Origin of the sequence: Sporolactobacillus sp. STSJ-5, from assembly GCF_024385605.1 — a bacterium.
Classification (GTDB): Bacteria; Bacillota; Bacilli; order Bacillales; family Sporolactobacillaceae; genus Sporolactobacillus.
Genome location: NZ_JANFOJ010000001.1, coordinates 283,082 through 297,123 on the forward strand (window position 1 = coordinate 283,082; position 14,042 = coordinate 297,123).

Consider the following 14,042-nt stretch of genomic DNA (forward strand, 5'->3'; position numbering starts at 1 on the left):
AAAAGAAAACCTGTGTTGCTTATTCTTATATTCTAAAGCAACACAGGTTATTTATCCAATTAGATATGGGGATTTTTTAAAGGTGATCGTGAACGTCGACCCTTTCCCAAGTTCGCTGTCCACATGGATTTGTCCTCCATGTGCCTCAACGAGATGCTTGACTATCGCAAGTCCCAGACCTGTACCTCCCGAGTCTCTGCTCCTAGCTTTATCTACACGATAAAAGCGTTCAAAAATACGAGGTATCTGATCTTTTTCGATTCCCATTCCTGTATCAGCGACGATGAAATCTGTCTCCTGATCACGTTCGTGAATCGAAACGGAAACATCGCCATTTTCCGGTGTATATGAAATCGCGTTGGAAATGAGGTTAATCATAATCTCACGAATACGAAATGAGTCGCCCATAATAATACCTTCATCGCCTTGCTCATGTCTCAGGTGAATATCTTTAGCGTCCGCCTTTTCTTTAAGCATGAACAACACACTATCCAGCACATTACTTAATGAAACTTGACTCATTTGAAGCTTGAAATGTTCTCGCTCAATCTTCGACAGTTCAAGTAAATCAGTGATCAAGCTCTGCAGGCGCCGTCCTTCATGGAGCATAATATGCAAAAATTGGTCTTCCAATTCCTTATCGTCTCTTGCTCCGTCAATCAGCGTTTCTGCAAACCCGATCAGCGATGTGACTGGTGTTCTTAGTTCATGAGAGACATTGGCAACAAAATCTTTACGCGTATTCTCCAGTTTTTTGATCGCAGTGATGTCGTGAAAAACAACTACGATTCCTCTTACCTTATTGTGCTTATTCAGAACAGGTGCACATGAAACATCAAAATGTTTCCGTTCGATGTGGACGGAAAGATGCAGCTGACGCTTTAACTTTTCTTTTGTCTCGAAAGCCTCATCGATAAGTTCCCGAACTTCCTCATAAGGAACCACCTCATGATAATCGGCGAGTTCCCAATGTGATGCACTCGTCTGAAAGTCTTCTTTAAATGTTTGGTTGACATAATTTATACGCCCGACACCGTCAATGAATAGCAAACCGTTTCCTATATTTTCAATCAAAGTGGACATACTGTCTTGTTGGCGAGTATAGGATCGATTAAGCTCGTGCATCGCATCTGAGATACGATTCATTGCTAAGTTAAGACGAAGTATACTTTCACGTTTTGCTTGATCCGAAGCAATCATATTATAAGAACCTTCGAGAAGGTTCTCAGCCATTCTGGCGGCAAACCGTATTGGCATTGAATAAGATCGCACTAAATGATCTCGATAGGCAAGTACCGCGATACCGGCCACAACAAAAAAGAAATAGACTAAATCAAGACCGACGATCACAGTTTTAAGTCCGGTAATTTTTAAATAACCGATAGCTTCACTATCTGATTTCATTTTTTTTATGTACACTAAAGAATCGCCCGATTGATGCATACCATCCATCAGATCAAGCGTATTCTTCTCTTTGCCTGCTGTAGCAAAGATCAGCTTCCGGTCTTCGTTATAAAGTGAAATCTTTATCTGTTCCTTTTTGGCAAATTGAGAAATAGCCGATTCATATTCAGCCGGCGGAACCTGCCCACGAAGAACAGCGATCGATTCGATCGAATTGGCGCGGGCGTTCATTGTTCGCTGATCGTCGTGAAGAAGAGCCACTTGTATGACTTCGTTTGAAACATAGACGATAAAAAACAAACAAGCGAGAACAAATCCCCACCGCATCCAAATTCTTGTATCAAATCTTTGGCTCTTCAAATTTATAACCCAACCCTCGAACTGTTTTAATATATAGCGGTTTTCGCGTTACATCTTCAATTTTTTCGCGGAGATGGCTGACATGAACATCAACAATCCGGGTATCACCAGCAAAATCATAGTTCCATACTGCATTAAGTAGTTGTTCACGCGTCAGAACTCTGCCTTTATGCTCCATCATATAGACCAAGAGTTCAAACTCCTTAGGTGTCAGAACCATTTCATCGCCCTTAAAAACCGCTTCAAAATTATTCGGATATACTTTTAAGTCACCGATTGCAAGTACTTCATTTTGTTCTTGTTTGCCAAGTTCAGTACGCCTTAAGATGGCCTTAACACGAGCCACTACTTCACGCGGGCTGAATGGTTTGGTCATATAGTCATCGGCCCCTAATTCCAAACCAAGTATTTTATCAAATTCATCGTCTTTGGCAGTTAGCATCAGTATCGGAATAAATTGTTTCTCTTGGCGTAGCTGTTTGCACACATCCATACCGTCCATACCTGGAAGCATCAAGTCAAGCACGATCAAATCCGGTCGTGTATCTCTTGCAAGCTGCAAAGCATCCGTACCGTTTGTTGCAGTAAGAACATCATATCCTGATTTTTTCAGATTAAAGGATAGAAGCGTCACAATTGACGGCTCATCATCCACAACCATAATTTTCTTTGCCAAACACACCACTCCTTGCTACTCTCTTTATCATAACAATTTTGAACGAAAGATTCAGCAATGAGCTTGACGAATCAACCAAAGCGTCCGGAAATATAGTCGGACGTGCTCTGTTTTTCCGGATTGGTAAATAAAGTTCTCGTTTGACCGAATTCAATCAGCTCGCCTTGGTAGAAGAATGCCGTATAGTCCGCAATACGAGCAGCCTGCTGCATATTATGTGTCACGATAATAATTGTATAGCTGTTCTTAAGTTCAAGCAGTAGTTCTTCAATTTTCGAACTGGAAACTGGGTCCAGCGCAGATGTTGGTTCGTCGAGCAAAATGACATCTGGTTTAAGTGCGAGTGCCCGTGCAATACAGAGACGCTGCTGCTGACCACCCGAAAGACTCGTTGCTGAACGATCCAACCGATCCTTTACCTCATCCCAAAGTCCAACCTGTTTCAGGCAATCTTCCGTAGCTTCCTTCAATATTTTCTTACTGCGTACTCCGGCAAATCGAAGCGGAAGCTGAATATTCTCGCTGATCGATTTTGGGAACGGGTTAGGCTGCTGAAACACCATGCCTATTTCTTTGCGCAACTGAACAACATCTATCTTAGGATTGAGAATATTGACGTCCTTATAACCGATCGTTCCTTCACATCGCGCAGAAGGAATCAAATCATTCATTCGATTAATCGTTCGGAGAAATGTTGATTTTCCGCATCCAGACGGTCCAATCAAAGCAGTGATTGATTTCTCATGAATGGGAAGATTGACATCTTTAACTGCATGATTATCACCATAAAAAATATTGACATTCTCCACTTTGATCTGAATCGGAAGTTCCTTAGTCACTGTATTATTTGTAAAAGAAACAATATTTTTCTCCATTTGAATCATATCCATTCCTCCCGCTTATTTTCCTGAAAATTTTTGATTAATTACTTTTCCGAGCATACGTGCAAATAAGTTAAAGAGCAGAACACAGATAACTAGAACCGCAGCCGATCCATTGGCAATCGTCTGTACGTCCGGCATGATTCCCCCTGTATTTACAGACCAAATATGAACCGAAAGCGTCTCTGCTGAACGAAACAGATTCAGAGGCGAGTTTGGTGATGCAGGGTTCCAATTACCAAAATCAAGATCCGGCGTCGAAAGACCAGCGGTAAACAGTAATGCTGCTGATTCCCCAAAAACGCGTCCTGCTGACAGAATGATGCCAGTCAAAATACTTGGAAAAGCTGCAGGAAGAAGAATTGTTTTAATTGTGTGCCAGTGAGTCAGTCCAAGTGCCAGCCCACCTTCTTTTTGATGACGTGATAGTGCATGAAAGCCGTCTTCCGTAACACGTACAATGACTGGAAGGTTGAAAACAGTCAATGCGAGTGCACCGGAGAAGACCGAATATTTAAATCCAAAATAATTAACGAATACTAGCATACCGAACATACCTACAACGATTGATGGAAGAGAAGCCAGTACTTCAACGCATGTTCTGATAAAAGATGTTAATCTGCCCGGTTTGGCATATTCAGCAAGATAGATTCCCCCGCACACGCCAATAGGAACGGTCAGCAGCATCGTAATAACTAACACGTAAAATGAGTTCCATAGTTGATCTTTAATACCGCCTCCAGCTAAAAACGGGCTTGCGGATGTCGTAAGAAAATGCCAAGAAATGCTTGAGACACCCTGTACTAAAATATAACCCAGCATCGAAACCAGTATGGCTGCCATTGCCGCAGCACATGCAATAATAACAGAGAGGGCAATTCGATTCGTCATTTTACTGTTCATCGTTTTTCTCCCCTCTTTCCTATGAAACGAATGATGACGATAAACACATAGGAAATCAGCAGCAGGATTAATCCAAGTGACCATAGTGCATCATTGAGCAAACTTCCTGTCGTTGTATGACCCATACTTAAAGTAATAATTGTCGTTAGCGTTGCTGATGGATCAAGAATCGACGTAGGAATTTTTCCCACGTTACCAATAACCATCTGTACGGCAAGTGCTTCACCGAAGGCTCGTGACATGCCTAAGATAATCGCAGTAAGCAAACTAGATCCCGCTGCAGGTATCACGACACGCCAGATTGTCTGCCATTTTGTTGCACCGATGGCGTAAGAAGCTTGGCGCAGGGAATCAGGTACTGCACGGATGCTGTCTGCCGCTATACTCGCTACAGTCGGTAAAATCATGATGCCGACAACAATTGCTCCGGTGATCAGATTAAATCCGGTTCCGCCGAAATGCTGACGCATAAACGGAACTATGATCGACAAGCCAATTAAACCATAGACAACAGAAGGTATGCCAACTAATATTTCAATAACGGGCTGCATAATTTTTGCGCCCCATTTTTTTGCAATTTCAGCCATAAATATAGCAGTACCGATCGCAATCGGTGTCGCAATGAGCGCAGCCAAAAATGTTACAGCCATTGATCCGAAAATGAAAGGAAACGCGCCGAAGGAGGGGTTTTCTGCGCGATCTGGAAACCATTCTGTTCCCGTAATAAACGTCCAAAAATTAAGGCGATCAACAACAAAAGAACGAAGACCTTGTACTGTTAAAAACAATGTGATTGCTGTTACCGCAACGATCATAAGCAATGCACTGCCATAAATGAGCAGTTTTCCCCTGCTCTCGCTCGTGCGGTCGGTCAACCGTGAAAAAAAACCTTTTTCATTAATCAGCTTTGATCTGCTGCTAGATGCAGGTGCCGCATCCGTAACCATTTTGCCGATTTTCATCCTCACACCTCATTTACAATTATTCAAGAGACGCCCATATGACGACAAGCGGGACGTCACAGACCTTCCCGCTTAAGCCGCCATTGGACTTTACTTTGTATTTAATTTGTCCTGCAATATCTTGGACAATTATTTATCTGTTTGTTTACCTTCAGCATCGCGCTGTACTTTCATATTCTTAACGGAGAGATAACCTTGAGCCGGAACATCTTTAGTCTGTACAGCATCGCTCATCATGAAGTCAAGGAATGCTTTAACCAATTTCGATGGTTCGCCTTTTGTGTACATATGTTCATAAGCCCATACAGGGAATTTGCCAGAAGCAACATTGTCATCAGAAGCTTCAACGCCGTCAATAGAAAGCTTCGTTACTGAAGTATCATTTGCTGTGAAATATGAGAGTGCCATGTAGCCCACTGCGCCAGGAGTTTCAGAGATAATTTTCTTCACAGTGTTTGTTGAGTCCTGAGTAATACCTTCGGCAGGAGTCTTGTTATCAAGAGCAAATTGGTCGAATGTTGCGCGAGTACCAGAACCGTCAGGACGGTTAACCAATGTGATCTTCAGATCTTTTCCGCCGACTTCTTTCCAGTTCTTAACTTGGCCAGTAAATACTTTTTGGAGATCTGCTTTTGACAGGTTCTTAACGCCAGCTTTAGGATTTACTGCTGCTGTCATACCAACTACTGCAACTTGATAATCTTTGAGAGCTTTTGCATCGATGTTTGATTTGCTTTCTGCGAACACATCAGACATACCAATGTCAAAGTTGCCATCTTGTGCTTCGCTTAGGCCTGTACCACTGCCTCCGCCTTGCACTTCGATCTGAACATCAGGATTTTTTTCCATGAATTCCTTAGCAACTTGTGCTGCCAGCGGTTGAAGAGCTGTTGAACCGCCGATTGTGATTTTACCTGATAGTGCTGCAGATGAAGAACTTGAATCTTTAGAAGAACTGCTGCTGTCTGACGAACTGCTTCCGCTTCCGTTTCCGCAACCACTAAGAATGAGTGTTAAAGAAAGAACGAAAACCAGTGCAATCGCGAGCAAGTTTTTCTTTTTCATTTGAATATTTCCCCCTCAGAATGTTGAGTCACCTTATTGCACTTCTTATAATAAGGCTTGACTTTTAAACGAATATAAACGAATTGTAAAGGTTTTGTAAAGACGAATAATGTCGAACAAAATCCTTTGTCTATAGCATGGCCAGCACCAGATCAATAATGCACGAGAAATAGGTTTATTATGATACAAATTCACACTAAAAAAGAGAGAAGACGTTTGCCTTCTCTCTTTACCTAAGTTAAATGAAGCTATATATTGCTTTTTATAAATGATTGATTAATGCATCGGCAAACTGCGAGCACTTTACTTCAGTCGCATTTTCCATAAGCTGAGCAAAATCAAAGGTTACAATTCTGCTTGCAATCGTCTTTTCAATTGCACTGACAATTAATTCAGCCGGCTCATACCAGCCCAGATACTCAAACATCATGACCCCGGAGAGAATCACAGATGATGGATTGACTTTATCCTGGCCCGCAAATGTCGGTGCAGTACCATGAGTCGCTTCAAATAAAGCCGTGCCTGTCTCATAATTAATATTCGCACCGGGGGCAATTCCGATACCGCCGACTTGTGCTGCAAGTGCATCAGAAATGTAGTCGCCATCCAAATTCATGGTCGCAACGACATCATATTCACTCGGATGCAGCAAGATCTGTTGCAGAAAATTGTCAGCAATTGCATCTTTAATTAAAATACGTCCGCTGCTTAGTGCATCTCTCTGGGCTTTATCTGCTGCTTCTTTACCTTGTTCTGCAGAAATTGCTCCATATTGCTTCCACGTAAAGGTCTGTTCCGAAAATTCACGTTCCGCAAGCGCATAGCCCCAATTTTTGAACGCACCTTCCGTAAATTTCATGATATTTCCTTTATGGACAAGTGTTACACTCTTTCGTCCTTCTTTGATTGCATAGCGGATTGCCGCACGGACCAGACGCTCAGTTCCTTCTTTAGATACAGGCTTAACGCCGATTCCCGATGTCTTTGGGAAACGAATATTTGTTACATCCATTTCATTTTGGAGGAACTGGATGATCTTCTTTGCCTTAGGAGATTCAGATTCAAATTCAATTCCGGCATAAATGTCTTCTGTATTTTCTCGAAAAATTACCATGTCAACACGTTCCGGATGCTTTACTGGTGAAGGAACACCTTCAAAGTGACGTACCGGACGCAGACAGGTGAATAGATCAAGCTGCTGGCGCAATGTGACGTTTAGTGAGCGAATGCCGCCGCCTACTGGTGTTGTAAGTGGGCCTTTAATCGCAACGACATACTTTTTCATTGCGTCAACTGTTTCCTGAGGAAGCCATTCGCCTGTTTGATCGAACGCTTTCTGACCGGCCAGCACTTCCTTCCAAATTATTTTTCGATCGCCTTGATAAGCCTTTTCTACAGCAGCGTTAAAAACGCGCGATGCCGCCGCCCAGATTTCCGGGCCAATACCGTCACCTTCCACATAAGGAATAAGCGGATTATTTGGTACGTTCAATATGCCGTTTTGTACGAAAATTTGTTGTTCATGTGTCACAGTATGTACCTCCATACATTTTTGTCATTGTCTGTTAAAGCCACATTTTCTTCTAGACTTTATGAGTTCTCCATCATCAACACCTATTTAGCGCTGATCAATCGGCACAACTTTTCTTAGATGCTCACCATTATATTCGGCACGCGGTCGGATGAGCCGGTTGTCATTGTATTGTTCCATAATGTGCGCCGCCCACCCGGATGTTCTGCTAATCGCAAAGACCGGTGTAAACAAGTCGTGATCAATACCCAAGTCATGGTAGAGGGTCGCTGAATAAAAGTCGGTATTCGGTAGTAACCCTTTTTTCTCTTTGATTAGATTCTCAATTTTAACCGACATATCATATAGCCGCGAGTCTCCTTTAAGATCACTCACTTTTTTCGCCATTGTTTTCAATATTTTGGCACGAGGATCGCCGTTTTTATAAACACGGTGACCGAACCCCATTATTTTTTTCTTATTTTGAAGTGCATTCGAAATGTAATCATTTACCCACTCAATGGAACCGATTTTCTCCAACATATGCATAACCTGTTCATTCGCACCACCATGAAGCGGTCCCTTCAAGGCACCAATCGCCGATGTAATTCCAGAGTACATATCTGATAGTGTCGCCACACATACACGTGCCGTAAACGTTGAGGCATTCAGTTCATGATCGGCATGAAGAATCAGCGCTTTATCGAACATCTTCGCCTCAGTCTCAGATGGCACTTGGTCTTTAAGCATATAGAGAAAGTTGGCTGCGAACCCCAATGACTTATTTGGAGCTATAGGATCGAGTCCTTTCCTGATTCTGGAAAATCCGGCAACAAGTGTCGCAATTTTCGCCTGAATGCGTAGTGCTTTATTCTTATTCGATTGCTGATCCATCAACTCAGCATCAGGATCATACATGGCCAAATTCGAAACTGCAGTTCTTAAGACGGCCATAGGGTGTACATGGTCAAACGGATACATCTTCATGATCGTAAACAAGTCATCTGGCACCGCTGCATTCTCTGCAAGGGCTAATTTGAATTGACTGAGCTGTTCAGCAGTAGGGAGTTCGCCATTCCAAAGCATATAAACGACTTCTTCAAAAGTAGACAATTCAGCTAAATCCTGAATACTGTACCCTCGATACATGAGCACATCATCTTTAATTGAACTAATTGCTGAAGTTGTTGCAACAATACCTTCCAAACCTCTTGTCATCACCAAATTAATCCCCTCCTTGAATGTAGCACCTAGCTCTCGGAATGCGAACAATGAATCTATTGTTGCTTCCTTTATTTGATAAATATCTAGAGTCAAAAAATCAGCACTTCATTGCAACCTATTATTTAATAGTAGTACAGTTTTCTGAACTCTTCATGAACAGATGCAAAAATAATGATGAAAAATATGATTTTTCAATTAAATATCACTGAATGTTATGGTTCTTATGCAAAATTGTTATCTTGATTATATCTGCTTAAGCAGACTTTGTGAACAATAACCACGATAAATCTTTACGCACACCTTTTTTCAAGTGTATATTAGCCGCTTGTCCGCATATGTATAAAATTGAGGTGGGGATGAGACATGAACTCTCGGGAATCACAACCGTTCATAGCCGGTCTATTCATAATTTTACGTACCCTTGTTGTCGCAGCCGCAACCGCAGTAACTGTCGCGGTCTTGATGCTCGCCTTCCGCTATGCATTGCCCTTTCTCATCGCATGTGCGCTTGCATTCTTAATCAATCCTATAGTGGTATTCATCGAAAAAAAAACGGGGCTGCCCAGGGGAGCAGCCTCATTTGTTGTTCTTTTTCTCTTCTTTTCGCTATCTATTGGTGTCCTATTGTTTTTTGCAATTGCTCTGATCAAAGGCGTATCTTCATTTTCTCGTTCAGTCCCAAATGAAATTCAAGTGCTCATCGGAGATATGCAGACATTTTTTTTCTCTAATCTGCTTCCCTCATGGGAACAGGCGCTGCATATTTTTTCTGGACTACCAAGCGTGCAGCAAAAAGCGATACAGCTTAATGTAGAGAGTATGGCGGGAACACTTGTCGAGATGCTTAATGATCTTGCAGGACAATTACTCGCGAATCTGACACAATTTGTTGCGACGATTCCAGATACAATCATTTCTGCTGTTTTTATCTTTCTCGCTTCATTTTTCTTATCAAAGGATTCTGAACGGATCAAGGTACGTTTCCATGCATTCAGTGCTCATTCTTCAATTGGAAGGCCTATTGACAAAGTTTTGACTGAGTTAAAAAAAACATGCATTGGTTTTGTACGAGCCCAATTTTTACTCGTGTTCATGACCGTTGTTATTGTCTATGCGGGACTTCTTATTCTAAGAGTACCTCACCCACTGACCATTGCGTTAATCACCGGCATCGTCGATCTCATTCCCTATCTAGGAACCGGCGCAGTCTTTATCCCATGGATTCTTTATCAGTTTTTCATGCACCATTACTTTTTCACGATCAGCCTGACTAGTCTTTACATTGCCGCCATCATTCAGAGACAACTCGTGGAACCCAAAATATTGTCAGTGAACATCGGTATCGATCCGCTTGCTTCACTCGTTTCTATTTACTTCGGCTTTCGTTGGGTCGGTATTGCCGGCATTATTATTGGACCGCTTGTCCTCGTCGTGATTAAAACATTATATTATGCCGGTACCTGGCAGGCAATATGGAGATACATTCTTGGCAAGAAAGCATGAGTAAATTATCGTTTTCTAAATGAGATGAACGTAATGCCCCCCTGATTGATCCGTTCGCGAATCCATCTTTTTAAACGCTTGATCAATAGGATTCTAAATGCAGGAATCAGGAGTAAAAGACCTGTGACATCACTAATGAGACCTGGCGCGCACAACAGTATACCGCCGAAGAGCAGGCAAGCACCATCCAGCAGCGGTTCATTGGGCATCCGTCTCTGATTTATATCATCGCTGATCTTCTGCAAAATGATAAAACCTTGTCTTCTTACAGTCCAGACACCAAGCATAATGGACAATATAAGAATCATAATTAAGTTGAATCCGCCGATCAGCTGTCCGACATAAATTAGCACGCATACCTCAGCAAGTGCATAAAGCATTAAGACAAGCAGTATTTTTTTCAGCACCAACAAGACTCCTTTAGTTTTATGCTTGCTTTGAAGCTTTGACAATTAACGCATGAAGATCCGGATTTTTTCGTCGTATCGAAACGGGACGCAGAGATAGATCTGTCCAGCAGTGGGAACTCGATCCGTCAACGAGCAATTTTCGGTCTTTTTCTCTGTAGATTTTATAATCAAACGTTAATTTAATACTGTCGTAAGCGCCAATTGTTGTTTCGACAAGGAGTGTATCGTCATATTGAGCCGGCTTATGATAGTGTACCTCAACGCCAAGAACCGGCATCATAAAGCCCTTTTCCTCAATTTCTCGATACGAAATGCCTAACTGCTGAATAAAATCTGTTCGTGCAATTTCAAAATAATTCACATATTGACTGTGATGAACAATACCCATTTTGTCCGTTTCGTTATACCGAACGACGATTTTTGTCTCATTTCCGTTCATAATAAAAACACTCCTGTTTCAAAATTTGCTTTACCCTCATAACTTCCGCAGGATGCGGTGGCTTTCGCTTTGCTCACAGAAGTGAGCCGCTGTTAATCAAAGCACTTTTTTCCTGGGCCGCTTACACTTAAATCTTTATGCTTTCTTAGTTTTGTAAAAAATTTAAGAGAAGGCACATAAATGTGCCTTCTCTTATCATAAATGATTGGTGGTACGAATAAAAATGAAACGTTGCTGGGTTTGATCATTGACCGTCCCCATAGCCATTAAATTATGCTTGTGTCAGATTTTCTCCAACAGTGTGCACACGCATAACGTTTGTTTTGCCTGATGCTGCAACTGGAAGTCCTGCAGTGATGACAACAAGATCGCCGTCTTTTACAAGATCAGTTTTCTTGCCGCTGTCAACAGCAATTTCAAACATTTGATCGGTCGTTTTTGCAATTTCGCTCAATACTGGAGTTACGCCCCAAGCAAGGCACATTTTGTGAGCAACACGTTCAGAGCTTGTTACCGCAATAACTGGAGCTTTTGGACGGTAGTGAGAAACAACACGTGCAGTATAGCCGCTCACCGTTGCTGTAATAATTGCGCCAACATTAAGGTTCAGTGCCGTATGAGCAACTGCTTCACCAATTGCAGCGGTGACAGTCGGTTCGCTTGAATCACTCAATTTCTTGAGAATGCTCTTATAGTCTAAAGCAGATTCAGCCTTCAACGCAATGTTATTCATCGTTGTAACGGCTTCTACCGGCCATTTACCGGATGCAGACTCACCAGAAAGCATGATTGCATCTGTTCCGTCAAAAATTGCGTTTGCAACGTCGCTGGCTTCAGCGCGTGTACAACGCGGGTTGCGGATCATAGAATCAAGCATCTGTGTTGCAGTGATAACCGTCTTACCGACTTTGTTGCACATTTTAATGAGTCGTTTTTGAACGAGCGGAACATCTTCCGGCGGAATTTCAACGCCAAGGTCGCCACGTGCGATCATGAGGCCGTCAGACACTTCAAGAATTTCTTCAATATTGTCGACTGCTTCTTGGCTTTCGATTTTAGGGAAGATGTGCACGTCATCAGCACCGTGTTCTTTACACAGATTACGGATGTCATTAACATCTGAAGCATGCCGAACAAATGAAGCTGCAATGAAATCGATACCTTCGCCGATGCCAAAGACAATATCGTCTGCATCTTTTTCAGTCATACCAGGAAGGTTGATGCTGACATTAGGTACGATGATACCTTTTTTGCTCTTCAAAACACCTGTGTTTAAAATCTTGTTATGAATAAGTCCGGCTTCTTTATCGATACCTGTAACTTCGAGTTCAACCAAGCCGTCATCAATCAAAATTTTAGAACCTACATTAACATCATCGATCAATTCTGCATAAGTAATGGAGAATTTGTCGGCAGTTCCGGCAACTTCGGTCGTTGAAATATCAACGGATTTGCCTTCTTCAAGAAGAACTTCCTTAGTAGCCATATCATGAGTTCTGATTTCAGGACCCTTTGTATCAAGCAGAATACCGATCGTCTTACCAGTAATCTGCATTGCCTTTCTAAGGTTAAGTACTTTTTGATGGTGTTCTTCATGATCACCGTGTGAAAAATTGAAACGCGCAACGTTCATGCCGGCGTTGATCATCTTTACAAGTGTTTCAACCGTATCGCTTGATGGTCCCAGTGTACAAACAATCTTTGTCTTTTTCATTAATTAATTCCCTCCAACAATTTATATGGATAGTACTTTTGCTAACTTATACAGATCTTCGTTAAACTCATGTTTTTTTGTAAGTAGATCAAGTATGTCATGAGCTACGATTTGATTATTCTGAATGGCGATCATCTTTCCTTTATCGCCGCTCAGAAGCAGATCGACAGCCTTATTGCCCATTCGTGCTGCCAATACACGGTCAAAAGCAGTCGGCGCACCGCCGCGTTGAACATGACCAAGAACCGTAACCCTGGTATCCATATTCGTTTTGGCTTTGATTGCCTTGGCTACTTCGTCCGCACTGCCTACACCTTCAGCTACAATAATAATACTGTGTTTCTTGCCGCGTTCAATACCACGATTTAATCGTTCAACGATGTTATCAAGATCTTCTTTTGTTTCCGGAATCAGAATTGATTCAGCTCCATCGGCAAGACCTGACCACATAGCAAGATCACCGCAGCCGCGACCCATAACTTCAATGATAAAGCGGCGCTCGTGCGATGTCGCTGTATCGCGAATTTTATCAATGGCATCGATAATCGTGTTCAATGCCGTATCAAAACCAAGGGTGAAGTCCGTTCCCGGAATATCATTGTCAATCGTTCCGGGGATCCCGATCGTAGGAAAGCCGAGCTGAGTCAATTTAACTCCGCCCATAAAAGAACCATCGCCGCCGATAACAACCAAGCCCTCAATGCCAAACTTTTTCAATTGTTCAATGGCAATGGCACGGCCTTCTTCTGTTTTAAATTCTTCACATCGCGCAGTATAGAGAACGGTTCCTCCTCGCTGTACAATATCGCCAACATCGGAGACTTCAAGCTTCTTGATATTCCCTGTAATCAAGCCTTTGTAACCATGATAAATACCGTAAACCTCAACACCGCGATAAATAGCAGACCTTACAACTGCTCGGACTGCTGCGTTCATCCCCGGCGCATCGCCGCCGCTTGTCAGAACGCCAATCTTTTTCATCACAACAATC

12 protein-coding genes and 1 pseudogene are annotated in these 14,042 nt (G+C 42.3%); 1 reads left to right on the top strand and 12 read right to left on the bottom strand.

The window, feature by feature from the left end:
• Nucleotides 1-51: 51 nt before the first annotated feature.
• From pnpS to citZ, 8 genes are all read right to left on the bottom strand, one after another.
• Nucleotides 52-1,764 (bottom strand): two-component system histidine kinase PnpS, encoded by a 1,713-nt coding sequence (gene pnpS / locus NOM01_RS01435; RefSeq protein WP_255745754.1) that lies wholly within the window; start codon nucleotides 1,762-1,764, stop codon nucleotides 52-54.
• A complete protein-coding gene (locus NOM01_RS01440) occupies nucleotides 1,745-2,440 on the bottom strand; it encodes a response regulator transcription factor (protein WP_255745755.1) in 696 nt (231 codons plus the stop codon). Before NOM01_RS01440 ends, pnpS begins: the two co-directional genes overlap by 20 nt.
• Nucleotides 2,441-2,511: 71 nt before the next feature.
• The gene (gene pstB / locus NOM01_RS01445; RefSeq protein ID WP_255746000.1) at nucleotides 2,512-3,315 is read right to left on the bottom strand and encodes a phosphate ABC transporter ATP-binding protein PstB; all 804 of its coding nucleotides are present in this window, start codon (nucleotides 3,313-3,315) and stop codon (nucleotides 2,512-2,514) included.
• Between the two features lie 24 nt (nucleotides 3,316-3,339).
• Nucleotides 3,340-4,224 (bottom strand): phosphate ABC transporter permease PstA, encoded by an 885-nt coding sequence (pstA, locus tag NOM01_RS01450; protein WP_255745756.1) that lies wholly within the window; start codon nucleotides 4,222-4,224, stop codon nucleotides 3,340-3,342.
• On the bottom strand, nucleotides 4,221-5,186 hold the full coding sequence (gene pstC, locus NOM01_RS01455; protein WP_255745758.1) for a phosphate ABC transporter permease subunit PstC: 966 nt from the start codon (nucleotides 5,184-5,186) through the stop codon (nucleotides 4,221-4,223). Before pstC ends, pstA begins: the two co-directional genes overlap by 4 nt.
• Before the next feature lie 129 nt (nucleotides 5,187-5,315).
• Nucleotides 5,316-6,251 carry a phosphate ABC transporter substrate-binding protein gene (locus tag NOM01_RS01460; RefSeq protein ID WP_255745760.1) on the bottom strand — a complete coding sequence of 312 codons (936 nt, stop codon included), beginning with the start codon at nucleotides 6,249-6,251 and terminating at the stop codon, nucleotides 5,316-5,318.
• A gap of 262 nt (nucleotides 6,252-6,513) precedes the next feature.
• Nucleotides 6,514-7,797, bottom strand: coding sequence for an NADP-dependent isocitrate dehydrogenase (gene icd, locus NOM01_RS01465; protein WP_255745762.1), 1,284 nt, complete (start codon nucleotides 7,795-7,797; stop codon nucleotides 6,514-6,516).
• A 72-nt stretch (nucleotides 7,798-7,869) separates the two neighbouring features.
• Nucleotides 7,870-8,985, bottom strand: coding sequence for a citrate synthase (gene citZ, locus NOM01_RS01470; protein ID WP_304654715.1), 1,116 nt, complete (start codon nucleotides 8,983-8,985; stop codon nucleotides 7,870-7,872).
• Nucleotides 8,986-9,348: 363 nt separating this feature from the next.
• On the opposite strand from citZ, the gene ytvI reads away from it, so the two are divergent.
• Nucleotides 9,349-10,488, top strand: a complete 1,140-nt coding sequence (gene ytvI, locus NOM01_RS01475) for a sporulation integral membrane protein YtvI (RefSeq protein WP_255745765.1) — start codon at nucleotides 9,349-9,351, stop codon at nucleotides 10,486-10,488.
• 5 nt (nucleotides 10,489-10,493) lie between these two features.
• Here the strand turns inward: ytvI and NOM01_RS01480 are convergent, their stop codons facing one another.
• From NOM01_RS01480 to pfkA, 4 genes and pseudogenes are all read right to left on the bottom strand, one after another.
• Nucleotides 10,494-10,895, bottom strand: coding sequence for an FxsA family protein (locus NOM01_RS01480; protein WP_255745767.1), 402 nt, complete (start codon nucleotides 10,893-10,895; stop codon nucleotides 10,494-10,496).
• 19 nt (nucleotides 10,896-10,914) lie between these two features.
• On the bottom strand, nucleotides 10,915-11,337 hold the full coding sequence (locus NOM01_RS01485) for an acyl-CoA thioesterase (protein ID WP_255745769.1): 423 nt from the start codon (nucleotides 11,335-11,337) through the stop codon (nucleotides 10,915-10,917).
• Between the two features lie 277 nt (nucleotides 11,338-11,614).
• Nucleotides 11,615-13,051 (bottom strand): annotated as a pseudogene (gene pyk / locus NOM01_RS01490) (pyruvate kinase); the annotation flags it as partial.
• A 21-nt stretch (nucleotides 13,052-13,072) separates the two neighbouring features.
• Nucleotides 13,073-14,032, bottom strand: coding sequence for a 6-phosphofructokinase (gene pfkA, locus NOM01_RS01495; RefSeq protein ID WP_255746003.1), 960 nt, complete (start codon nucleotides 14,030-14,032; stop codon nucleotides 13,073-13,075).
• Between the last annotated feature and the right edge of the window lie 10 nt (nucleotides 14,033-14,042).